18 protein-coding genes are annotated in these 24476 nt (G+C 59.8%); 15 read left to right on the top strand and 3 right to left on the bottom strand.

Features of this window, described 5'->3' with window-relative positions; all coding sequences use genetic code 11:
- The first annotated feature begins 3 nt into the window (after positions 1-3).
- A complete protein-coding gene (gene gltX, locus GbCGDNIH8_RS04180; protein WP_072572207.1) occupies positions 4-1383 on the top strand; it encodes a glutamate--tRNA ligase in 1380 nt (459 codons plus the stop codon).
- Positions 1384-1474: 91 nt separating this feature from the next.
- On the opposite strand, the gene GbCGDNIH8_RS04175 is transcribed toward gltX, so the two are convergent.
- Positions 1475-3829, bottom strand: a complete 2355-nt coding sequence (locus GbCGDNIH8_RS04175; protein WP_072572206.1) for an FdhF/YdeP family oxidoreductase — start codon at positions 3827-3829, stop codon at positions 1475-1477.
- 205 nt (positions 3830-4034) lie between these two features.
- Here GbCGDNIH8_RS04175 and GbCGDNIH8_RS04170 point away from each other — a divergent pair, with 205 nt between their 5' ends.
- The 11 genes from GbCGDNIH8_RS04170 to GbCGDNIH8_RS04120 all read left to right on the top strand — a co-directional run bounded on the left by GbCGDNIH8_RS04170 (position 4035) and on the right by GbCGDNIH8_RS04120 (position 17589).
- On the top strand, positions 4035-4985 hold the full coding sequence (locus tag GbCGDNIH8_RS04170; RefSeq protein WP_072572205.1) for a LysR family transcriptional regulator: 951 nt from the start codon (positions 4035-4037) through the stop codon (positions 4983-4985).
- A gap of 80 nt (positions 4986-5065) precedes the next feature.
- Positions 5066-6016, top strand: a complete 951-nt coding sequence (locus GbCGDNIH8_RS04165; protein WP_072572204.1) for an aspartate carbamoyltransferase catalytic subunit — start codon at positions 5066-5068, stop codon at positions 6014-6016.
- Positions 6016-6576 carry a peroxiredoxin gene (locus GbCGDNIH8_RS04160; protein ID WP_072572203.1) on the top strand — a complete coding sequence of 187 codons (561 nt, stop codon included), beginning with the start codon at positions 6016-6018 and terminating at the stop codon, positions 6574-6576. Before GbCGDNIH8_RS04165 ends, GbCGDNIH8_RS04160 begins: the two co-directional genes overlap by 1 nt.
- Complete coding sequence (locus GbCGDNIH8_RS04155; RefSeq protein WP_072572202.1) at positions 6573-7862, top strand: dihydroorotase; 1290 nt, start codon at positions 6573-6575, stop codon at positions 7860-7862. Before GbCGDNIH8_RS04160 ends, GbCGDNIH8_RS04155 begins: the two co-directional genes overlap by 4 nt.
- Positions 7859-8494, top strand: a complete 636-nt coding sequence (gene plsY, locus GbCGDNIH8_RS04150; protein ID WP_095206417.1) for a glycerol-3-phosphate 1-O-acyltransferase PlsY — start codon at positions 7859-7861, stop codon at positions 8492-8494. The genes GbCGDNIH8_RS04155 and plsY overlap by 4 nt, the downstream gene beginning before the upstream one ends.
- A gap of 10 nt (positions 8495-8504) precedes the next feature.
- Entirely contained in the window at positions 8505-9641 is a 1137-nt protein-coding gene (gene dprA / locus GbCGDNIH8_RS04145; protein WP_072572201.1) for a DNA-processing protein DprA, read from the top strand.
- Positions 9642-9663: 22 nt separating this feature from the next.
- The gene (gene topA, locus GbCGDNIH8_RS04140; protein ID WP_072572200.1) at positions 9664-12360 is read left to right on the top strand and encodes a type I DNA topoisomerase; all 2697 of its coding nucleotides are present in this window, start codon (positions 9664-9666) and stop codon (positions 12358-12360) included.
- Positions 12361-12489: 129 nt separating this feature from the next.
- A complete protein-coding gene (gene rnr / locus GbCGDNIH8_RS04135) occupies positions 12490-14799 on the top strand; it encodes a ribonuclease R (protein WP_072572199.1) in 2310 nt (769 codons plus the stop codon).
- The gene (locus tag GbCGDNIH8_RS04130; protein ID WP_072572198.1) at positions 14796-16415 is read left to right on the top strand and encodes a S41 family peptidase; all 1620 of its coding nucleotides are present in this window, start codon (positions 14796-14798) and stop codon (positions 16413-16415) included. The genes rnr and GbCGDNIH8_RS04130 overlap by 4 nt, the downstream gene beginning before the upstream one ends.
- 119 nt (positions 16416-16534) lie before the next feature.
- Complete coding sequence (gene rpmG / locus GbCGDNIH8_RS04125) at positions 16535-16702, top strand: 50S ribosomal protein L33 (protein ID WP_011631508.1); 168 nt, start codon at positions 16535-16537, stop codon at positions 16700-16702.
- Between the two features lie 260 nt (positions 16703-16962).
- A complete protein-coding gene (locus GbCGDNIH8_RS04120) occupies positions 16963-17589 on the top strand; it encodes a class I SAM-dependent methyltransferase (protein ID WP_253736108.1) in 627 nt (208 codons plus the stop codon).
- Between the two features lie 65 nt (positions 17590-17654).
- Here the strand turns inward: GbCGDNIH8_RS04120 and GbCGDNIH8_RS04115 are convergent, their stop codons facing one another.
- Positions 17655-18401, bottom strand: a complete 747-nt coding sequence (locus GbCGDNIH8_RS04115; protein WP_253736107.1) for a glutathione S-transferase family protein — start codon at positions 18399-18401, stop codon at positions 17655-17657.
- 126 nt (positions 18402-18527) lie between these two features.
- On the opposite strand from GbCGDNIH8_RS04115, the gene zwf reads away from it, so the two are divergent.
- The 3 genes from zwf to GbCGDNIH8_RS04100 all read left to right on the top strand — a co-directional run bounded on the left by zwf (position 18528) and on the right by GbCGDNIH8_RS04100 (position 23135).
- Entirely contained in the window at positions 18528-20006 is a 1479-nt protein-coding gene (gene zwf, locus GbCGDNIH8_RS04110) for a glucose-6-phosphate dehydrogenase (protein ID WP_072572196.1), read from the top strand.
- A gap of 69 nt (positions 20007-20075) precedes the next feature.
- The gene (locus GbCGDNIH8_RS04105; protein ID WP_072572195.1) at positions 20076-22073 is read left to right on the top strand and encodes an AsmA family protein; all 1998 of its coding nucleotides are present in this window, start codon (positions 20076-20078) and stop codon (positions 22071-22073) included.
- A 27-nt stretch (positions 22074-22100) separates the two neighbouring features.
- Entirely contained in the window at positions 22101-23135 is a 1035-nt protein-coding gene (locus GbCGDNIH8_RS04100; protein WP_072572194.1) for an aldose epimerase family protein, read from the top strand.
- Between the two features lie 6 nt (positions 23136-23141).
- Here the strand turns inward: GbCGDNIH8_RS04100 and GbCGDNIH8_RS04095 are convergent, their stop codons facing one another.
- Positions 23142-24476 carry a cytochrome c gene (locus GbCGDNIH8_RS04095; RefSeq protein WP_081368826.1) on the bottom strand — a complete coding sequence of 445 codons (1335 nt, stop codon included), beginning with the start codon at positions 24474-24476 and terminating at the stop codon, positions 23142-23144.

The following is a 24476-nucleotide window of genomic DNA, read 5'->3' as shown; positions in this document are numbered from 1 at the left end:
GGCATGACCATTCGCACCCGTTTCGCGCCCAGCCCGACCGGCCTTCTGCACGTCGGCGGCGCCCGCACCGCTCTGTTCAACTATCTGTTCGCCCGCCACCATGGCGGTGAATACCTGCTGCGGATCGAGGATACTGATCGCGCCCGCTCCACTCCGGAAGCGGTGCAGGTGATTCTGGACGGGCTGGCCTGGCTTGGTCTGTCACCGGATCAGGAACCGGTTTTCCAGTCCACCCGTGAGGCACGCCATACCGAAGTCGCTCACAGCCTGCTGGAACGCGGGATGGCCTATCGCTGCTTTCTCTCACCAGAGGAATTGCAGGCTCAGCGTGACCAGGCCACCGCCGAAAAGCGCCCACTGCGGATCGTCAGCCCATGGCGCAACCGCGACCTGTCCGAAGCCCCGTCAGGGATTGCGCCGGTTATTCGTCTCCGCGTGCCGCAGGAAGGCGAAACCGTGGTCGATGATCTGGTGCAGGGACCGGTTCGTGTCGCCAATGCCGAGCTGGATGACATGATCATCCTGCGCAGTGACGGCACGCCCACCTATCTGCATGCGGTCGTTGTTGATGATCACGATATGGCCATCACGCATGTCATCCGTGGTGACGACCATTTGACCAATACATTCCGGCAGGTGCAGATTTTCAAGGCCCTCGGCTGGGATCTGCCGCGTTTCGCCCATATCCCCCTGATCCATGGTGCCGACGGAGCCAAACTGTCGAAGCGCCACGGCGCCGTCAGCGTGCTGGAATTCGAGCGCGAAGGTTTCCTGCCGGAAGCCCTGTGCAATTATCTGCTGCGTCTGGGCTGGGGACACGGAGATGCGGAAATCCTCTCCCGCGATGAACAGATTGCCCTGTTCGATCTGGACGGGGTTGGCCGTGCCGCCAGCCGGATGGATTATGCCAAGCTGACCCATCTGAACGGCGTTTATCTGCGGGAAGCCGATGACCAGCGTCTGACCACCGATCTCTGCCGCCGTCTGGAACTCTCACCTGACAGCGATGCCGCCAACCGGATTATGCGGCTGATGCCGAAGCTCAAGGAGCGGGCGAGGACATTGGTGGATCTCGCGGAAAGCGCCCGCTTTGTCATCGAACGCCCCTCCGGCCCCAAAGACGCGAAAGCAGCGGCTCTGCTCTCCGATGAAGCACGGGGCTGGCTGCGCGCCCTGTTGCCGCAATTGCAGGCCACTGATTTTTCAGCCGCCGCTGTGGATCAGGCCCTGCGCATGTTCGCCGAGGAGCATGGGCTGAAGCTCGGCCAGATCGCCCAGCCGCTGCGAGTTGCCCTGACCGGTGGCACCACCAGCCCGCCCATCGATGCAACGCTGGAAGCTCTTGGCGCCAGTGAAGTCACGTCCCGGATAGAAGCCGTATAACAAGCCAGACGACAGGCTCATCAAAACAAAAACCGCTTTCACCCGATCAAGGTGGAAGCGGTTTTTTTTGTAGTGATAAGCAGAGAATTTCTTATTCTGCCGCCACAGCCATCACGTGTGTCTGCACGGAAGCCAACTCAGGATTGGGGCGGTCATCCCATTCCCCATTCCATGCCTCGAATACCACCGGGACAGATTTCGATGTGGGTGTGTTACTGCGCAAAGCACGACGCTTTGCGGGGATCAGCGGGTTGGTCTCCGGATAGTAAGCCGCACAGCATCCGGCCGGAATATCGTAATCTACCAGACGAAAACCGCCGACACGCCGTTCCAGCCCGTCTTCGCTGACGGTGCGCATCGCAACGATGGCCCCTTCCTCGAAACCCAGCCGCTCACGATCGACCGCATTGATGAACACCACCATGCGCTGGCCGAATACACCGCGATAACGATCATCCAGACCATAAACCGTGGTGTTATACTGATCGTGGCTGCGGATCGTCGCCAGTTCCAGCACATCCGCCCGATCCTGCGGCATCTCGTTTTCATCGATGCCTTCATGCACCAGGAAATTCGCCTTGCCGTTCGGCGTATTCCACTGACGGTAATCGACCGGAGAATACAGACGGAAACCGCCCGGTTGACGGATCTTCTGGTTAAACCCGGTGAACAGCTCCGGCATCACCGCCTCGATCGCATCACGAATACGGTCGTAATCCTCACTGTAGGATTGCCACGGAATATTGTAACGCCCCTTCAGCGTTGCCTGTGCAATGCCGCAGATAATAGCAACTTCCGAGCGCAGATGCTCCGAGGCCGGCATGTTCAGGCCACCCGAAGCGTGGACGTTGGACATCGAATCCTCCACCGTCACCATCTGCGGACCTGAACTCTGGAAATCGATTTCGGTACGGCCAAGGCAAGGCAGCAGCAGCGACGTATCGCAAACCACCAGATGGCCGCGATTGAGTTTTGTGGCGATCTGCACGTTCAGATCAAGGCGACGCATCGCCTCCGCCACACGCTCCGTGTCTGGAACAGCGAGGCTGAAATTGCCGCCAAGGCCGATGAAGGCCCGTGCATGGCCCTCGAACATCGCGTCGATCGCCTCTCCGACATCGTGGCCATGCTCACGCGGCGGGTTAAAGCCGAATGCGCGCTGCAACCCATCCAGAAAAGCGGGTTTGGGTTTTTCGTAGATTCCAACCGTGCGATCACCTTGCACGTTGGAATGGCCCCGCACCGGGCAGGCACCCGCTCCGGGCCGCCCCATATTCCCGCGCATCAGCAGCAGATTGATGATCTGCTGAATATTGGCGACGCCGGTGCGATGTTGGGTGATGCCCATCCCCCACACGGCAATGCAGCTTTTCGCCTGAATATAAATGGAAGCGGCTTCTTCGATCTGCGCCCGGCTCAGACCGCTGGCGCGCTCGATCTCTTTCCAGTCTGTCGCACGGATATCAGCCTCGACCGCTTCAAAACCATGCGTGTGGGTCTCAATGAACTCTACATCCAGCACACGTGGCTGACCCGCGGCGCGGGCGGCATCATCGGCCTCCAGCACCACTTTCATCATGCCCTTGACGGCGGCCATGTCACCGCCGATGCGCACCTGATAATAATGCGAGCTGATCGACACCGGTTTGATCAGATCACCCAGATGCTGCGGAGACGCAAAACGCTCCAGCGACCGCTCCCGGATGGGGTTGAAGGAGACAATCTTCGCCCCTCTCTTCGCGGCGGCCCGCAGATCATTCAGCATGCGCGGGCTGTTGGTGCCGGGATTCTGGCCGAAGATAAAAATTGCCTCGGCTTTTTCAAAATCGTCGAGCTGCACAGTGCCTTTTGCTACGCCGATACTGTCTGGCAGCGCCACGCTGGTGCTTTCGTGGCACATATTGGAGCAATCGGGGAAGTTATTGGTGCCGTATGCCCGCACGAAAAGCTGAAACAGGAACGCGGCTTCGTTGGAAGCCCGGCCCGACGTGTAAAACTCGGCCTGATTGGGGTCGGGCAGACGGTTCAGAGCATCCCCGATGGTCCGGAATGCATCATCCCAGGAGATCGGCGTATATTTATCAGTGGCCCGGTCATAGATCATCGGGTGGGTGAGACGACCGGCATCTTCCAGCTCGTAATCGCTCCAGCCGAGCAATTCCGTCACAGTATGCCGTGCAAAGAAATCCAGCGTCACACGCTTTTTGGTGGCTTCCCAGGCAACCGCCTTGGCGCCGTTCTCACAATATTCGAAGGAGCTGGTATGCTTCGGATCCGGCCAGCCACAACCGGGGCAGTCGAAGCCTTCCGGCTTGTTCATCGACAGCAGCGCCTTGTTGCCGCTGAGGAAAATCTTCTGGCGGCAGAGATGCTTCTCGACCGCCTCCAGCGCGCCAATGCCTCCGGCTGGGCCGTGATACGGTTTGATCTTTGGCTTGGCGGCCATGCTCAATTCTCCTCACGATGCCGCAGCGGACGAATGATGGCGGCTTTTAAGGCCAGACAGGATGTGGCGAGGCGCATGCTGCACTGCACCAATGCTGATCTAATCCTGCTGACCATTGAGAAGTAGACAGCAATCAGGCATATGATTTTTGCGGATTATGCAACAATCCCGGACAAAATAGCCTAAACTCCGGAGAGGCCCCGCCATGGATATGCTGGCAACCATGCAGATGTTCGTCCGGGTCGTGGAATTCGGCAGCTTCTCCCGCGCTGCTGGTGTCACGGGTGTACGCACCTCTGCCATTTCACGCGGGATTGCGTCACTGGAGGAAAATCTCGGGATCGATCTGTTTCATCGCAGCACCAGACGGGTTCATCTGACCGAGCCTGGGCGTATTTTCTACCAGCATGCCCGCAGCGTGCTGCGGGAGGTGGAGGAAGCCCGCGCTGCCGCCTCGGCCCAGCAGGGACATCCGCAGGGCCTGCTGCGTCTCGCGCTGCCCGATGCGTTTGCCCGGCTGCATATCATGCCTCATATCCCTGAGTTTCTGGCTACCTACCCGGATATAAGGCTGGACATGTCCTTCAGCGATGTGCGGGTTGATCTGATCGCGACCGGTGCCGATGCGGCCATCCGGATCGGGCCATTGCTGGACTCCTCTTTGATTGCCCGCAAACTGGCACCGCACCGACGGGTTATCTGTGCCTCCCCGGATTATCTCGACAACCGCCCTCCGATCCGCCACCCCGAAGATCTGGTGCAGCACAACTGCCTGATCTACTCGCTCCAACCTTCCGGGAACTGGTTTTTCCATCATCCGATCAGCGGGGAAGAAGTCGCCGTTCCGGTGCGTGGCTCCATCCGTGCGGATGATTCCGAGCCTCTACGCGGCTGTGCTCTGGCCGGGCTGGGTGTTGTTCTGCTGCCGACATGGCTGGTTAGCAGTGATCTGCGCTCCGGGCGGCTAGCACCCGTGCTGCCGGACTGGAATGCCATGATCGCGACCCAGCCCAGCGGAATTTTCGGCCTTTATCCTCCGCATCGGCAGGTGCCCCCGAAAATCCGGGCGTTTCTGGATTTTCTGCAAACCCGTTTCGGGCGGCCACCCTACTGGGAACAGGAACTGGACGAACCTGACATCTATGCACCTTCCTGAGCAGCCCTGGCTCCCCCCACTAGCCCCGCTGCGCTGTGGGAGATAATCTGCGCCGTTCTCAACCGACCGGATTCCCGGAATTGGATTTCGCCAGACCTCATCTCCTCGCTATCGAGGGACTGCACCCGCCCGAGATTCATGCTTTGCTGGATCTGGCGGAGAGCTATGCGCTGCTCAACCGGTCCGGCAAGACGCAGCGGGATCTGCTGCGTGGCCGCACATTGATCAACCTGTTCTTCGAGGACAGCACCCGCACCCGAACCAGTTTCGAACTGGCCGGCAAGCGGCTGGGGGCGGACGTCATCAACATGACGGTCTCCACCAGCAGCGTGAACAAGGGGGAGACGCTGCTCGATACGGCCTCCACCCTGAATGCGATGCACTGCGATCTTCTGGTCGTGCGACACAGCCAGTCCGGCGCGCCTAACCTGCTGGCGCAGAAAGTGGATGCCGCCGTGATCAATGCCGGGGACGGCACGCATGAGCATCCAACGCAAGCCTTGCTGGATGCACTGACCATCCGCCGTCACAAGAGCCGCCTGGAAGGACTGACCGTGGCGATCTGCGGCGATGTGCTGCATTCCCGTGTGGCGCGCTCCAACATCTATCTGCTGGCATCGCTGGGCAGCCAGGTGCGTCTGATCGGACCCCCTACCCTGATACCGGGTGCCGCTGATCGTCTGGGGGTCGAGGTCTTTCACGATATGGATCGCGGACTGGATGGCGCGGATGTAGTCATGATGCTGCGGCTGCAGCGGGAGCGCATGAAAAGCGGGCTGGTGCCCAGCGAGCGGGAGTATTTCCGCTTCTTCGGCCTCAACGAAGCCCGGCTGGCGAAAGCAAAGCCGGATGCCATCATCATGCATCCCGGCCCGATGAATCGCGGTGTCGAAATCGAAAGCCGCGTTGCCGATGATCCGGTGCGGAGCGTCATCAAGGAACAGGTGGAAATGGGCGTCGCCGTGCGCATGGCCGTGCTGGACGCACTGGCACGGCAGAGGAGCCGCCTGCCTTCCTCCCGCCCGGTCTGATGTCCACCTCGCCCTGGTCCCTGCCCGGCCTGCCGCCATTGCCGGATGATGGCGCGTGCGATCATCTGCCCGGTCGCATTCTGCCACCGTTACAACTGCCCGCCCATGACGGAACGATGCTCGATCTGGCCGGTCTGCGCGGCCTGACGATTCTGTTCGTGCATACGCTGATTGGCCGCCCCGACCGCCCCAACCCGCCGGACTGGGATCAGATTCCCGGTGCTCATGGCTCCACACCACAGGCGCTGGGCTACCGTAATCTGCATGGAACATTTCAGCGGGAAGGGATCGCTATTCTCGGCCTCAGCGCACAGGATAGCGAGGCCCAGCTTGAAGCCGCCACCCGGCTTGATCTGCCATTTCCACTGCTCAGCGATACAGAGAGGTCGTTTGGCAATGCGCTGGGACTGCCCCGCTTTACCTCCGCCGGAAAATCCCTGACGCAGCGCGCCACCCTGATCCTGCGCGATACGCTTATTCTCACCGTGCTATATCCCGTGCCCGATCCGGCAGAAGATGCTGGCACGGCGCTTTCCTGGCTGCGGAGCCATCGCTCATGACCAACCTGCCCTCCTCCGATCTTCTTTTGACCCATGTCCGGCTGCTGGATCCGCAAAGCGGGCTCGATCAGCCCGGTTCCCTGCTGGTGCGGGATGGCCTGATTGCCGATTTCGGCCCGTCCCTCGGCCGTCCGGATGGGGTAGAAGAAATCGAGGGCGATGACTGCGTGCTGTGTCCCGGACTGGTCGATATCCGCGTCGGTCTCGGCGAGCCGGGATATGAATATCGGGAGACCATCGCCAGCACCGCACAAGCCGCAGCGGCAGGCGGCATCACCACCATCATCACCCTTCCGGATACCAGACCCTCGATCGACGATCCGGCGCTGGTCCATCTGCTGCGCAGCCGGGGTGAAGAAACCGGTAGCCTGAGCATTCTGCCCTACGGCGCGGTCACCCGTGGCTGCCGGGGGGAGGAACTGGCCGAGCTGGGCCTGTTGCACGAGGCCGGAGCCGTGGCCTTTACCGACGGCACCTCCGCCATTGCCTCCGCCCGGATGATGCGGCTGGCCCTGTCCTACGCACGCGGTTTCGGCGCCAGGATCGTGCAGCACCCGGAAGACCCCAGCCTCGCCGCGGGCGGGGCTGCAACCGAAGGAGAACTGGCCACCCGTCTCGGCCTGCCCGGCATCTCTCCGGCAGCCGAAGCGATCATGATTGCCCGTGATATCAGGCTGGCGGCACTGACGGGCGGCAGTATCCATTTCGCCCATGTCTCGACCGCAGAGGCCGTCTCCCTGATCCGGCGGGCCAGGGATGAGGGCATCAATGTCACCTGCGACACTGCGCCGCCCTATTTCGATCTCAACGAGACGGCCATCGGCGAGTGGCGCAGCTATGCCAAGCTGTCACCGCCGCTGCGGTCCGAGCAGGACCGGCTGGCCATCGCGGCAGCGCTGAAAGACGGCACCATCGACGCGATCGCCTCCGATCACCAACCGCGTGATGCCGATGACAAGCGGGTGCCCTTCGCGCAGGCCTCCCCCGGCGGAGTGGGACTGGTCACGTTGCTCGGCATCACGCTGGCGCAGGTTCACGGTAACGGATTGCCGCTGTCGCAGGCCATTGCCATGCTGACCAGCCGCCCGGCCAGCCTGTTCGGGCTGGAAGCAGGAATGCTGCGGCGCGGTGCTGCGGCTGATCTGTGCCTGTTCCACCCGGAGAGGGCATGGCAGGTCGAAGCCGGAAAAATGCCCGGCAAAGCACAGAATACCCCCTTCGACGGCAGACCGCTGGAAGGCCGGGTCATCGGCACCTGGAAAGCAGGCAGACGGGTCTTCGGATGAACGGCATGATGACCAGCCATTTTTTTGCCCTGCTGGGTGGTTATCTGCTCGGCAGCATCCCGTTCGGGCTGATCCTGACCAGACTGAGCGGGGCTGGAGACATCCGAAAGATCGGGTCCGGCAATATCGGAGCCACCAATGTTCTGCGTACCGGTCGCAAGGGGCTGGCGGCCGCGACCCTGCTGCTGGATGGCGGCAAAGGCGCTGCGGCAGCGCTGCTGGCTGCGTATCTGGGTGGCTGGGCGCTGGCTCTGCCAGCCGGGATCGCTGCCGTGATCGGGCATCTCTTTCCCGTATGGCTCGGGTTTCGCGGTGGGAAAGGGGTCGCAACCGGGCTTGGCGTGCTGCTGGCAACTGCGTGGCCGGTTGGCCTCATCTGCTGTGCTTTATGGTTTGCGGTGGCACGGACGATCAAAATATCCTCTGCCGCTGCGCTCTGCGCCTTTGCCTTCGCGCCGCTGCTGGCGCTGGCCGTCGGCGGGATGGGCCTGGGACCGCCGCCTCTTGCCCAATCCCATTGGCAGGCAGCCGCTGCTTTCATGCTGATCGCCGTTCTGGTCTTTATCCGGCATGCCGACAATATCGCACGTCTGCGAGCTGGTACGGAATCCAGAATCGGAACCAGATCCTGAACCCTCCATCATGATGCCCCACGATGCCCTCGACCGTCTGCGCCTTGCCCGCACCGAGGGAATCGGCCCAACCGCCTATGGCAGGTTGATCACCCGTTTCCACTCTGCCGGAGCAGCTTTGCGCGCCCTGCCCGGCCTGCCCCGTGCGGCCTCCCTGATCATCCCGTCGGAAGAGGCCATCCGGGCGGAAATGGAGGCTCTGCAACGCTTTGGTGGCCAGATGATCTTCCTGGGCACACCTGATTACCCCGCTGCACTGGCCGCAACGGCGGACCCTCCACCCGTCTTGTCGGTGCTGGGGGATCGTGGCCTGCTATCGCGGCGGTGCATTGCTATGGTGGGTGGGCGCAATGCCTCCATCAATGGCCGAACCATTGCGGGTGATCTGTCACGGACATTGGCCTCCGCCGGGCTGGTCATCGTCTCCGGCCTGGCACGGGGAATCGATACCGCCGCCCATATCGGAGCCATGGAAACCGGTTTGACCATCGCGGTCGTCGCGGGCGGACTCGATTGTCCGTATCCACGCGAAAACATCCGCCTGCAATCGGTCATCGCCAAACAAGGGGCCGTCATCAGTGAACTACCACTCGGCACAGCCCCGATTGCCCGGCATTTTCCGCGCCGCAACCGGATTATCGCCGGGCTGTCGGAAGGCGTCATTCTGATAGAGGCAGCCCTTCAATCCGGCAGCCTGATCACGGCACGCTGCGCACTGGAAGCCGGGCGGGAAATTTTTGCTGTTCCCGGCTCCCCGCTCGATCCTCGGTGCCGGGGATCGAATGACCTGCTGCGTCAGGGCGCATGGGTGACGGAAACTGCCGAGGACGTGCTGAACAACCTGCCCGTCACCCCAGCAACCACCAGAGCCGCAACACCGACACCGGATCTGTTTCTTTCTTCCCCTGCGCCCGCCCCGTCTGCGAAACAAAACCCGGCCGGTGCGTTTAGCGTGTCAGAAACGAACGGGGTGAAAGAAAAAATCCTTTTGCTGCTTGGACCTGAACCTGTCGCAGTTGACGATCTGATACGCCGCTGCCAGTTGTCTCCATCCGAGGTCGTGGCAGCGTTGCTCGAAATGGAACTTTCTGCTCACGTCGTATCGCTCCCGGGGAACCGCGTCGCCCGCTTGGCCGGTGCCTCATGACGTTGCCATAATTGGGATACTCATGACGGACGTTGTTGTCGTCGAATCGCCTGCCAAGGCCAAAACGATCAATAAGTATCTGGGTGGGAACTATACTGTTCTGGCCAGTTTCGGTCACGTGCGCGATCTGCCGCCAAAAGATGGCAGCGTGCGCCCGGATCAGGACTTCGCCATGGACTGGGAGGCCGATGAACGCGGCCGCAAACAGGTCGCGGCCATTGCCAAAGCCCTGAAAGGAGCGGAGACGCTCTATCTCGCCACTGACCCGGATCGTGAGGGAGAGGCGATTTCATGGCATGTCCGCGCCATGCTGGAGGAAGCCCGCGCCCTGAAAGGCGTCGAGGTGCGCCGCATCACCTTCAACGAGATCACCCGCAACGCGATCCGCCATGCCATCGAGCATCCGCGTGATCTGGATCAGCCGCTGATCGAAGCCTATCTGGCGCGCCGGGCGCTGGATTATCTGGTGGGCTTCACCCTGTCTCCGGTGTTGTGGCGGAAACTGCCGGGCAGCCGCAGTGCCGGGCGGGTGCAATCGGTGGCGCTGCGCCTGATCTGTGAGCGGGAAGCCGAGATCGAGGTTTTCCGTCCGCGCGAATACTGGACCGTCGAGACCCATTTCTTCACCCCCGCCGGCGCGCCTTTCACGGCGCGGCTGACCCATCTGGACGGCAAGAAGCTCGATCAGTTCGATCTGAACACCGAAGCTCTGGCCATGCGCGCCCGCGCCCTGGTGGAACAGGGGCAGTTCCATGTCGGCACGATCGAGCGCAAGAAGGTCAAGCGCAACCCGCCGCCGCCCTTCACCACCTCCACCCTCCAGCAGGAAAGCAGCCGCAAGCTCGGCTTTGGCGCACAGGCGACGATGCGGCTGGCGCAGCAGCTTTACGAAGGGGTGGAGATCGGTGGCGAGACGGTCGGCCTGATCACATATATGCGAACTGACGGCGTGCAGATGGCGCGGGAGGCGATGTTCTCGATCCGCGACCATGTGAAGGAGTCGTATGGCCTCGACTACCTGCCCGCCGCGCCGCGTGAATATTCCAGCAAGGCGAAAAACGCTCAGGAAGCGCATGAAGCCATCCGCCCCACCGATGTCGAGCGCACACCGGACAGTGTCGCCCGCTATCTGAACCCCGAACAGCGCCGACTCTACGAGCTGGTGTGGAAGCGGGCCGTCGCCAGCCAGATGCAATCGGCAGAACTTGATCAGGTGACGGTCGATATCTTCCCCCAGACCGGTGACGCGAAATCAGTGCAGTTGCGCGCCACTGGCTCCATCATCGCCTTTGACGGCTTCCTGAAACTGTATCGGGAGGGTCAGGACGATACCGAGGAAGAAGAAGGCCGCATGCTGCCCCCGATGGCGGAGCGTGATCCGCTGCGTCAGGATCGGGTTGATGCCAGCCAGCATTTCACCCAGCCGCCGCCGCGCTACAGCGAAGCCTCGCTGGTCAAGCGTATGGAGGAGCTGGGGATTGGCCGCCCCTCCACCTATGCCTCGATCCTGTCCGTGTTGCAGGACCGGAATTACGTCCGGCTCGACAAGCGGCGCTTCCATCCGGAGGATCGCGGGCGGCTGGTGACGGCGTTCCTGACCAGCTTCTTCGAACGCTATGTAGACACCAACTTCACCGCCTCGCTGGAGACTCAGCTTGACGAGATTTCCGACGGCCGCGCCGACTGGCGTCAGGTCATGCAGGCATTCTGGCAGGATTTTTATCAGGCCGTCGAACAGACCAAAGACCTCAAGATCAGCGATGTGATCGATGCGCTTGATCGTGATCTCGGACCGCATTTCTTCCCGACGCGGGAGGACGGCACCGATCCCCGCACCTGCCCGGCCTGCGGTGACGGGCGGCTGGGGCTGCGGCTGGGACGGCATGGCAGCTTTATCGGCTGCTCCAACTATCCCGGCTGCTCCTATACGCGGCGTCTGGGCATCGATGGGGCGGAAGGCGAGGCCGAGACCCTCAAGGAAGGCATGCGGGTGCTGGGGCAACACCCGGAAACCGGAGAGGACATCACCGTCAAGCGCGGCCCATACGGCCTGTATGTGCAACAGGGAGAGGCCGAGGAAGGCTCCAAAAAGAAACCGCGCCGTGCCTCCCTGCCGCGTGGGGTGGATGGCGAGACCATCCTGCTGGATCAGGCGCTTGGCCTGCTCTCCCTGCCCCGTCTGGTTGGTATCCACCCGGAAACCGGGGAGCCCATTGAGGCCAATCTCGGCCGGTTCGGCCCCTATGTGAAAATGGGCGGGATCTACGGCAATCTGGACAAGGATGATGACGTGCTGACGGTGGGGCTGAACCGTGCCGTCGATGTGCTGGCCAAAAAGATGGCCAGTATCCGCACGCTCGGCACCCACCCGAAAGACAAGGAACCGGTGGTGGTGCGCAAGGGCCGTTTCGGCCCCTATGTCCAGCATGGGCAGGTGGTCGCCAATGTGCCGCGTGAAATCGAGATGGATGATGTCACGCTGGATGACGCGCTGGGCTGGCTCACTGAAAAAGGCAAACCCCTCAAGGCGAAAGGCGGTCGCAAGGTCGCGGCCAAATCTTCCGGGAAAAAAGCTGCCTCTGCTGATGGCAATGAGGCGCAGCCACTGAAAAAAGCCACGGCGAAAAAAACGACCAGGGCAGCAGGTACGGGCAAGGCAGCGGCCAAAAAAACAGCCACGCGCAGCGTTACGGCCAAAACGGCGAAAGCGGAGCGCTAGGTGGCGCGGCGTCTGAAACCGGCCAAAGGGTCATCCGCCAAGGGACCAGCCGGGGGAAAGGCGGCCAGGAAGTCCTCCCGCCCGTCCTCGCAGGTGGTCCGACCAGTCCCTGGCCATGAACCCGGCACAATGCCGAGCCGGGAGGCCATTCGCCGCTTCGTGGCGGAAGCCTCCGGCCGGGTTGGCAAGCGGGAGATTGCCAAGGCATTCGGGCTGGGAGCCGCCGATAAGCTGCAACTGCGTGATCTGCTGAAAGACATGGCATCAGAGGGCAATCTCGCCCCTGCCGGGCATAAGCGCTTCATGCCTGCCGGGGGCAGTGTGCTTCCTCATGCCAAAGGACATGCTCATCTGCCGGAAGTCGCCGTGATCCTTATCACCGGCACTGATCGGGATGGCGATGCAGTGGGCCGTCCGGCAGAGTGGCCTCGGGAAGCCGGACCTCCTCCCTCCATCCTGATGAACCCGGAGCCTCGGGGCCGTCCGGCGCTCGCACCTGGGGAAAAAGTGCTGGCCCGGCTGCGCCCGATCGGCCATGGCCGCTATGAAGGCCGTACCATCAAGCGGCTGGGCGGCGAGACCCCGCGCCCCATTCTGGGAGTCTACCGGTTGTCGGAGCCGGCCAAGCTGATCCCGCGTCAGGCCCGGACCTCCCATGCCGCAAGACAGATGCTGGCGCGTCAGAATGCCTCCCCCTCACAGCCTGAAGGCAGGGTGGTGCCGACAGATCGCCGCTCCAAGGCCGAATGGCTGGTTCCGACCGGAGAGGAAGGTGGTGCGGAACCGGGCGACATTGTGCGCGCCATGCCTCTGCCGCATACCGGTTACGGGCTGAAACCCGCACGTATCATAGAGAGACTGGGCAAGATCGGAGATGCCCGCTCGGTCAGCCTGATCTGCATCGAAACCCACGATATTCCCCAGATTTTCCCCGACGAGGCTTTGTCCGAAGCCCAAAAGGCCCGTGCCGTTCCCCTGGGAAAGCGGGAGGATTTGCGGGACATTCCTCTCATCACTATCGATGGCGAGGACGCACGGGATTTTGACGATGCCGTTTTTGCCGAACCGGCAGAGAATGGCGGATTCCGTCTGATCGTGGCCATTGCCGATGTGGCGCATTATGTACGCCCCGGCTCGGCACTGGATCGGGAAGCGTTCAAACGCGGCAATTCCTGTTACTTCCCGGATCGCGTCGTACCGATGCTGCCGGAAGCCCTCTCCAATGGCTGGTGCAGCCTGCGCCCCAATGAGGATCGCGGCTGCCTGTTCGTGGAGATGATGATTGACGCCGGAGGGGGCAAGATCCGCCACCGCTTCGGACGCGGACTGATGCGCAGTGCCGCTCGCCGCACCTATGAGGAGGTGCAGCAGGCCCATGAGGCAGGCGATGAGACACTGGATGCGCTGTACGGCGCCTACCGTGCCCTGATCAGCGCCCGCATTGCGCGCGGCACGCTCGACCTCGATCTGCCAGAGCGCAAGGTGATCCTCAACGAGGCCGGATCGGTGGAGGCCATCATTCCGCGCCCCCGTCTCGACAGCCACCGGCTGATCGAGGAATTCATGGTGCTGGCCAATGTCGCCGCGGCGGAGGAGCTGGAGCGGCTGCACCGCCCCTGCATGTATCGCGTCCATGCACCGCCAAGCGATGAAAAGACCGAGGCGCTGCGCGGCTTTCTGGACAGTTTCAGCATTTCCCTGCCCCCCGCCGGGCAGATTCACCCTCGCGATCTGGACCATATCCTGAAGCAGGTGGCCGGGACAGAACATGCCGCACTGATCAACGAGACCATGCTGCGCAGCCAGTCTCAGGCGGAATACAATCCTGACAATATCGGCCATTTCGGGCTGGCCCTCAGCCGCTATGCCCATTTCACCAGCCCGATCCGCCGCTATGCCGATCTTCTGGTGCACCGTGCCCTGATCGCGGGGTTGAAGCTGGGTGTTGGCAGTCTGGAGGCCGATGAAGCCAGCCGCTTCGTCGACATTGCCGAGCATATCACCGCCACCGAACGCCGTGCAGCCATGGCGGAGCGCGATGCCATCGACCGGTACCTGGCCGCCTTCATGGCCGACAGGGTGGGCGCCCGCTTTGCCGCCCGTATTTCCGGTGTCACCCGCTTCGGCCTGTTCATCACGGTCGAAGAAAACGGTGCCAGCGGGATTGTTCCGATTTCATCCCTGCCCGACGATTTCTGGATTCATGACGAGCGTGAACAGGCCTTGATCGGACGCAACAGCCGTACCGTGTGGCGTCTGGCGCAGAGCGTCACGGTACGCCTTGCGGAAGCCACGCCGATTACCGGGGGGCTGGTGTTCAACCTGCTGCCGGGTGCTTCATCTTCTGCATCCTCCCACCCAAACAGCACAGACCGGGCAAACACTCAGGACCGATCAAACAGCCGCAAGCGCGGCAGTCCGGGACGGTCGCGACGGTGAAGAAAGCAGGCAGCATCAGAACTGATCTGCGACGCAGGCTGGCCCTGAGGCTGGCACTGGCCATGCTGTTGATGTGGCCTGCCATGGCACAGGCCCAGATGGATGCCGCCCCGCCCCAGGCTGCCGCTGCCGCCAGGGATCAGGAAACCGAGTTCGCCCGAACACTGGCTGCCGATGTTTTCAGCAGCGCCTTCACTTTCATGGCCCCCCGTACTCTGGAGACAGTGCCAGCCCCCACGCTTGCTTTATGGGGACTGCGTGGCCTGACCGCGATTGATCCATCCCTGTCCGCATCGATGGATGAACACAACGTGATTCTGACACAGAGCAGCAGAATCGTGACAGGGATCGAACGCCCCCCCTTTACCAACTATGCGGCCTGGGGAAAGCTGGTCGCCCGTATGGCGGCCTCTGCCTGGACCGTTTCGTCCCCGGTGCGTCATGCACAGACCCAGGGCATCATCAACAGCGTGTTCGATGAGGTGTTCAATCACCTTGACCCTTACTCCCGCTATGAACCACCGCGCGATGACGATACATCTGTGACGGCTCAGGCCGGGATCGGCGTGACATTGGCACGACGGGGGCATAGCTTCATCATCCGTACCGTGGCCACCGGAACCGCCGCCGAAGCAATCGGACTTAAGCCGGGGCAGAGCATCATCGGGCTCAACGGACATCCTCTGGAGGCTGAAACCGTCTCCGCCGCCGAAGCGCAGTTGCAGGGGCCGGAAGGATCAACGGTCCGGCTGACCGTATCAGGCGGCCCGAGCCATCAACTGGCCCGCGACATCGAGTTGCGCCGGGCGGAGCCACAGCAGAATACGGTTACAGCCAGCCAGTCCGGCAATCTGCTTGTACTGCACATTACCAGTTTCAGTCATTCCACCGGACAGGACATCGCCAACGTGCTGAGCCAGTTTCTGGTCCAGCGAAAAAGCAGGCACAGTATACGGGGCATCATCCTGGATCTGCGCGGCAATCGCGGCGGTCTGGTCAAGGAGGCCGCCGCCGCCGCCAGTGCCTTTCTGGGTGATGATTCGCTGATCGCCACAATGAGCGGCCGCGATCCTCAGGCCAACCGAATCTGGCAGGCAACCGGGGATGATCTGACCGGCACGCTCCCCGTCATCATCATTGTGGATGGGCGCTCGGCCAGCGCCTCGGAAATTCTGGCGGCTGCTCTCGCCGATGACCGCAGGGGCGTCGTCATCGGCAGCACGACCCTCGGCAAGGGTCTGGTCCAGACGGTCTCCCCCCTGCCGGATGGCGGCACGCTGTTCATTACATGGAGCCGGGTTCTGGCGCCGCTCGGCTGGCCCATCCAGGGGCTGGGAGTCATGCCGCAGGTCTGTACCAGCACTGGCCATGTCGCGCTGGAGGCTCAATTAATGGCCCTTCAAAATGGTCAATTGCCGATGATGACGGCCCTGACACGCAACCGGATGGCCCGCGCGCCGATGCCCGCCGCGGAAATGATGGATATCCGCAACAGTTGCCCGGCCTCCGAGGGCAACGATTCCGATATGGAAGCGGCCCGTTTCCTGATGGATCATCCGGCCGCCTATGCCGCCGCGCTGATTCCGGCCACGCTGGGGCTGAATCTGCCCCGATAATCGGCTGTCAAGGCAGCTATTACCTGTGCTCGGACCTGAATTATCATGGAAACGATGCGAAAAGCTTGACCTGAGGCCCCGGTATGAGCATCTTCCGGCGCTTCGAGAGGTAGCGAGTCATGGCCAAAAGCAACACTGTTCAGATCAAACTGGTTTCCACTGCCGATACCGGCTTCTTCTATGTGACCAAGAAGAATGCCCGCGCTCAGACCGGCAAGCTTGAGTTCCGCAAATACGACCCGGTCGTGCGGAAGCATGTGACCTTCAAGGAAGCCAAAATCAAATAATTCCGGTCGCAGTTTTCTGCGGCACTCCGGGACCTCCCGGGCTGACCTCTGATCAGTCCGCGTCGTTCTGTTAGCCTGACCTGCCTTTACCCCGCGTGCCCATGGTACGCGGGGTTTTGCGCGTTCATCTCCTCTTCATGACGATGTAACGGTTTTTTATCAGACACTCTGATCGGCAAACCTATTTCATCTCTTTGCGACAAGAATTTTATGGAGTATTCACTAATAGTCTGCCAACAAAGCGGAAATATTGCAGTATTATGACAGTAAAAGTCGAGGCTACTGCCACAAATCTGAAACAATCAACTGAGAGAAAATCCAGCAATGTTTCAAACACCGCGCTTTTCCTGAAACGTTGGCTGGCCAATCCCTTGCAAATGGGATCGGTTATTCCTTCATCTCCGGCACTTTGTCGCAGGGTAGCCGCTCAGGTTCGCCGTAACCATGACCAGATTGTGCTGGAACTTGGCGCCGGAACAGGCGTGATTTCCAAGGCCCTGCTGGAAAGCGGTATCCCTCCGGAGCGGCTGTTTGTGGTCGAGATCGTGCCGGACATGGCCGTTCATCTGCGCAAAGCGCTGCCAGGTGTTCAGGTGATCGAAGGGGACGCACGGGAACTGCCAGCCCTGCTGCCTGCGCAATGGCACGGTCGGGTTGGCAGCATCGTATGCGGTATTCCGCTGGTTCTGCTGCCACTGGCGGCCCAGAAACGGTTCATAGATGCGATGGAAGCCGTCGCGCCGGGGATAGGGTTCCTGCATTACAGCTACTGCGCGACCTCCCCCCTGCCAGCCCGCAAACACGGACTGACGGGAAAGCGGGAAGCTTGGACACCCCTGAACTTCCCCCCGGCCAGCGTCTGGCGTTACCGGCCGCAAAAAGGCTGATCCGATGCCTGACCATCGGGCCGCCATAGGCTGATGATCAGGCAAGAGGCGCAGCAACGGGCGGATCAGGCTCCGGGCAGTGTCGTCTGGCTGGAGCCGAACAACACTTCACGTTCAGCATCAGTGATCGGCGTGGTCTGGCGGCGATCCTGAAGAACGGACATCCCCCGTTGCACGGCATCACGCGATGCGATGCAGTCGTGCCATCGCCGCACCGCAGGATAATCATCCAGAACAGGCAGTTTCGCGGTTAAGGCCGTGATCCATGGAAAGGTCGCGATATCAGCGATGGAATACTCCGTCCCGGCCAGATAATCAGCCTCCTTCAATCGTGTCTCCAGAACGCGATGCAGCCGCAAAACCTCGTTCTGATAGCGTTCCACGGCATAAGGGATAGTCTCCGGCGCGTAGGCCGAAAAATGGTTCCACTGGCCGAACATCGGTCCAACACCGCCCATCTGAAACATCAGCCACTGGATCGCCTTCAGCCGCCCAACCGGATCAGCAGGCAGCAGACGCCCGGTTTTCTCCGCCAGATAAATCAGGATCGCACCGGATTCCCATAAGGTCAGCGCCTGTCCACCCGGCCCATCAGGATCAATGATCGCCGGAATTCGATGGTTCGGCGTGATGCCCAGAAATTCGGGAGAAAACTGTTCACCCTTCCGTATATCGACAGGAATGACGCGATAGGGCAAACCCAGCTCCTCAAGAGCAATATGAATTTTCTGACCGTTCGGCGTAGGCCATGTCCATAATTTGATCATGCTTGGCAGCCTTGCACTGTCTGTAGCAGATTGCTTGTCTGACATGGTTCATCCTCTTCGAGATGGTAACGCATCCGCGTCCAGCAGCGGACAGCACGCGCCATCAACGATAAGATGCCAAACTGATCACGATGCAACACTTTGACCCGACAGATCCGAAAGAAGGCTTCGATGGCCCAGATCATTCCTGTCAGTACTTTTGATGGTGTCGTATTCGGCGCCACAGGCGATCTCACCCTTCGCAAACTGATGCCGGCGTTGTATCGGCGGCTGCGTGACGGGCAAATTCCACCTGACAGCCGCCTGATTGGAGCTGCACGCTCCGATCTCAGCAGCGAAGACTATGCTAATATGGTGCTGGAACATCTGCGCAAACACATCAAGGCGGATGAATGGCAGGAGGAAACGGTCAACCAGTTTCGCTCGATGCTGCATTACCGGCATGTGGATGGCAAAAGCGGTGACGGATTCGATACTCTGGCGACATTGCTGGATGAGCAACCCGATCGTATCCGTGTCTATTATATGGCCACCGCCCCCGCCCTGTATGGCGACACATGCGAAAATCTTGAGAAAGCCGGACTGGTCAGCGAGCAATCACGCGTTGTTCTGGAAAAGCCGATCGGGCAGGATCTGGACTCATCCCGCGCGATCAACGACGCCGTTGGCAAGATCTTTGCCGAGCGGCAGATTTATCGCATTGACCATTTTCTTGGTAAGGAAACAGTTCAGAACCTGATCGCGCTCCGCTTTGCCAATTCGATTTTTGAGCGGTTGTGGAACGCCGATAATATTGATCACGTTCAGATTACGGTCTCGGAAACGGTCGGTGTGGAAGAGCGCGCCGGATATTATGACAGCTCCGGCGCCATGCGGGACATGATCCAGAATCACCTGCTGCAGCTTCTCTGTGTGCTGGCGATGGAACCACCGGTTTCTCTGGAAGCAGACGGGCTGCGTGATGAAAAGCTGAAGGTTCTGCGTGCCCTGAAACCACTGGCTGAGCATGAGGTCGCGTTGTCTACCGTGCGTGGCCAGTACGGAAAAGGGGCGATTCAGGGTCGCGCGGTCAACAGCTATGTCGATGAGGTTGGACATCCAACGGTAACCGAAACCTTTGTAGCCCTGAAAGCGGAAGTCAGATCATGGCGCTGGGCGGGCGTGCCGTTCTACATGCGCACCGGCAAACGCCTGCCGCAGAAAGTCAGCGAAGTCGTCATCCAGTTCAAACATGTCCCGTACTCGATTTTCCCTTCAGACAGCACGGAGTTACAGGCGAACCGGCTGGTCATCCGTCTGCAGCCGGATGAAGGCATGCGACTGGTGACAATGCAGAAAGATCCCGGTCCGGGTGGGCTGAGGCTGCGGCCGGCACGGCTGAACATCAGTTTTGAGGAAGCGTTCGGCATGCGCTACCCGGATGCGTATGAGCGCCTGCTGATGGATACGGTGCGCGGCAACCCCTCCCTGTTCATGCGGCGGGATGAAGTGGAAGCCGCCTGGATATGGAGCGATCCAATTCTGGAAGCCTGGCGCAACAGTACCGAAGGCCCACGCATGTATCCGGCCGGAAGCTGGGGGCCGACTGCCTCCATTGCCCTGATAGAACGTGATGGGCGCACATGGCATGAGGATTGGCAGGATCCCTGATAAAAAGCAGGGTTTCCTGCCTTCTTTCCTGCTGGCGCAACCCGGCGTTTATCCCGCCGTTAGCAAAGGATGGCACCCTCCGCACGCAAGAAAAAATGGTTGATCAGCACAGCTTTTGTGGGCGGAGGTATAGTTGCGCTGATCCTGTTATGGGACTGGAACTGGTTCAGGCCCCTTGTGGCATCGCAACTCAGTCAGGTGCTGGGTCGGAACGTCAGCCTGACACATTTCAATCTCCATCCCGGGCGGATCACCAGCGTTGAATTGGAGGGGGTGCATATCGCCCAGCCTGATGGATTTCCTGTTCCTCCCTCTTCCGATGGAAAACAGTCAGGCCAACAGGACGGCAAAAACGAGTTTGCCCATATAGAACGACTGGAAATAGAGGTTGATGTCCTGCGCTATGTGCGGGAGCACCTCATTGCCATTCCTCGCATCGCCCTGACGAAACCAGCGCTTCACCTGATCAGGACGGAAGACAATCGCAATAACTGGACATTTCCATCAGGCAAAAGCGAAGACAAGTCAGAAGCTGCCGCCGATAAGCGTGATAGCCCTGAAATCGGAACCTTGCAGATAGAGGGCGGCACCATCCTGTTTCAGGATGCACCGTTAAAAGCCGATGTTTCGATCACCCTGGCAACAGGCCCTGACAGCACCGGCAAAAATGCCCTGATCGCAGATGCCAAAGGCAGCTATGCCGGACAGCCGATGACGGGTGGGCTGGTCGCCGGAGACGTACTGACCTTGCGGCAGGATCATACAGTCTATCCTTTGTCACTCCATCTGGAGAATGGCCCGACCAAAGGCTCCTTGCGTGGCACTATTGCCGATCCGCTGCATTTCGCCGGGGCCGATCTGACATTGACGCTGAAAGGGGCCGATATGGCGGCCCTGTATCCGCTGACCGGAATCCCCATTCCCCAGACTCCGCCTTACGATATTAAAGGGCATATGACCTATGCAGAGCACCGGGTCAAAGTCGAGAATTTTACCGGCCATGTAGGGTCCAGCGACCTGAACGGCTCCATCATAGTCGACCCTTCCAGCACCCGGCCTGTTGTAACAGCCGATCTTTACAGCCGTAAGGTTGATCTTGATGATCTGGGCGGTTTTATCGGTTCCACACCCGGAAAAACAACTACACCGGGACAAACCGCCGAACAAAAAAAAGCAGTCGCCAAAGCAGAAGCCAGCCCTCAATTTTTTCCGACCCGCCCGATCAGTATTCCAAAGCTCAAAGCGGCCGATATTCACCTGCGTTATAAAAGCCAATCGATCCTGGGCCGATCCATGCCATTGGATAATGTGGCGGTGGTGATGGATATCGTTGATGGTCATATCCAGCTTCATCCCCTTTCCTTCGGGATTGGCAAGGGTGATGTCAGCAGCACCATCGATTTGGCACCGGATGGCAACACCATTCTTGCAGATGCCAGCATTTCTTTTCACAAAATTGAATTACAGCGCCTGCTGAAATCTGTTTCCGGCTTCACAGGAGGCGGCCTGATTGGTGGAGAGGCCAGCATCAAGACAAAGGGGAACTCTGTTGCCCAGATGCTTGGTCATGGCGATGGATATCTGCGCCTGACCATGGGCCACGGAGGTAATATCAGTGCGCTTCTGGTCAGCCTGTCTGGACTTCAGTTCGGCAACGCGGTTCTGTCCGCGCTGGGTATCCCCTCCAAAGCACAGATCCGCTGTATGATCGCCGATTATACGCTGAAGCAAGGCGTGATGAATACACAGCTATTTGCCATCGATACAACGGAATCCGACATACGTGGCACAGGGATAATCAACCTTCGTACAGAAACACTGGATTATGCCATCCGTACGGAGGCAAACCATTTTACGATTGGCTCCCTTCCGACGCCAATCAATATCGGCGGGACATTCAAAAATCCTTCCATTACGCCGGGGGCAGAACTGGGGATCAGGGCGGGAGCTGCAATTGGTCTTGGGATTCTGTTCCCTCCGCTCGCCTTATTACCGACCATCCAGACGGGAATTGGTTCCGTGGATGACTGCAAAGGGCTTGTCGCACGCCATACAAAGCGGAAATAATCGCCTCGTTACAAAAAGGCGATATCAATGGAGCACTTCCCTTTCGGGAACACAGCAGACGGCCAGAAAGCCTCCCTTTTCCGGGCCAGTAATGAGCATCTGCAGGTTGCTTTTACCGATGACGGTGCGCGGATGGTCTCCATCATGAGCAGAGACCGTGATGGAGCATGGGGCCATGTGTTGCTTGGTCATGACAGTGCTGAAGCGTACGCGGCGGAAGGTGGATCGCTGGGTGTCGTGCTAGGCCGCTATGCCAACCGGATAGCAGGAGGGGATTTACGGATTGATGGTGCTCGCCATCGTCTGGCCACCAACGAAAATGGCAATACACGCCATGGCGGGCCGAATGGTTTTGGCAAAAGACTCTGGGGCGTTGTGCGGCACGACGCGGAAAGTATTACCTTCGGTCTGAACAGTCCTGATGGCGATCAGGGCTTCCCCGGAGAAGTCTATGCAGAAGCAGAGTACAGGCTGGTGGGGGATACACTCTGGCTGACATTGACCGCACAGACTGACAAACCGACTGCGATCAATCTCAGCGCACATCCGTATTTCAATCTGGGGGCTGCGGGCACAATCCACGATCATGTAATCCAGATTGCTGCCACACAGTATCTGGCGACGGATTCTGCCCAGATTCCGTTTTCTCCGCCCCGTTTCGTCGCAAATACCCCATTTGATTGCCAGCAGCCTGCCATGCTGGGCACAATCCTGTTATCAGATCATCCGCAACTGAAAATCGCAGGCGGGCTTGATCACTGTTTCTGCCTTGAAGGTCGGGTGACCGAGCATCCGCGTAACGTGGCGGGGCTGTATCATCCCGATAATGGTCGCCTTTTGCGCGTCATGACAACTCAGGCAGGTTTGCAGGTCTATACAGGCAATAATCTGACCGGCCAGTTTAAAGGGCTGAACGGTCTGCTTCATCAGCGCTATGCGGGGGTTGCACTGGAAGCGCAGAATTATCCGGATGCCCCGCATCACAGCAGCTTTCCCTACTCGATAATCAAGCCAGGTGAACTCTACCGTCATCAAATCGGGTTTCAGTTTACCACCGTCTGAACCACCTCATTGTGCAGTGCGTGCATCCTTCACCTGATCTGCCGTGACAGTTCCACGCACGCCACTGAAATGGCCAAGCACATAGTTGGAGAGCACGGCCAGTTCCGCATCGGTATGTGACAGGCCAAAGGAAGGCATGAACGCATGCACGGTAGGGAGGCCGTTTTTCTCTATATCAAGCACCGAACCATCAAGCAGAATGCGAACGAGATTAGTACCCTCCGGATCGGAGACGGTGGCTGCTCCGGCAATGCCGGCATAGATCGTCTGCCTCCCGGCTCCGCTGAGTGTGTGACAGCCTTTGCATGCACCGGCAAAGAGGCGGCCACCCTCGCTGTTTGCGGAAGTAGCGGAATCTGACGTCTTCGCCTGCTCTGGAGCAGGTGCAACACCGACACCATCTGCAATCGGTGGCACGGCTTTCAGATAAACCGCCATAGCGTGAATATCATCATGGGTCAGACGGCTCAGGCTGTAACTGACCGCTTCTGCCATGGGTCCGGAGGCGCTGCCCCGACCATCGCTATGACCTGTAGCCAGATAGGCTTCAAGCTCACTCTCGGACCAGTCACCAATTCCCTGCTTGGGATCACTGGTAATATTGTAGGCTTTCCAACCCTGCATCGTCTCACCTGACAGGGCACGGCTGTTTTTCATGCCATAGGTCCATCCGCGCGGCGTGTGACATTCACCGCAATGGCCAAGCGCCTCCACCAGATAGGCGCCGCGGTTCCATTCCGCAGACCTGGAAGAATCAGGTTCAAACCGTCTGTTCGGATTGTTCAGCATGTTCCATCCCACCATCAGCCAACGCTGGCTGAAAGGAAAACTCATGCTGTTTGAAGGAGAGACGGCATGAACAGGCTTGAGACTGAACAGATACGCCTTGATTGCCAGCACATCATCCCGTGACAGTTTCGTATACGACGTATAAGGAAAAGCCGGATATAAATGTCGACCGCCGCGCCCTATTCCATCCCACATGGCTGAAACAAATTCGTCATCCGTATAGTCGCCGATTCCTGTCTCCTTATCCGGCGTGATATTCGGCGCATATAAAACGCCCATCGGCAGCTTGAACTCCCGACCGCCGGCGAAAGGAACACCCCCTTTTGCGGTATGGCATGATTCACAATCCGCTGCCGTCGTCAGATATTTTCCTTTTTCAACCAGTGCATCATGAGCACTCTCCCCGGCATGGGCCATATCACTGCCCGCCACACAGGTCGCTATTGCAAAAGTTGCCAATCCCGTCGTGATGGCGCGTCCAAGCCCTGACAGTGTACCAGAGGAAAATGTGGAACAGGAATCCTGATGAGCAATTTCTGTAAGATCAGACAT

It is taken from the genome of Granulibacter bethesdensis, from assembly GCF_001889545.1.
Lineage (GTDB): Bacteria > Pseudomonadota > Alphaproteobacteria > Acetobacterales > Acetobacteraceae > Granulibacter > Granulibacter bethesdensis_B.
This window is presented reverse-complemented; position numbering and strand designations above follow the sequence as displayed.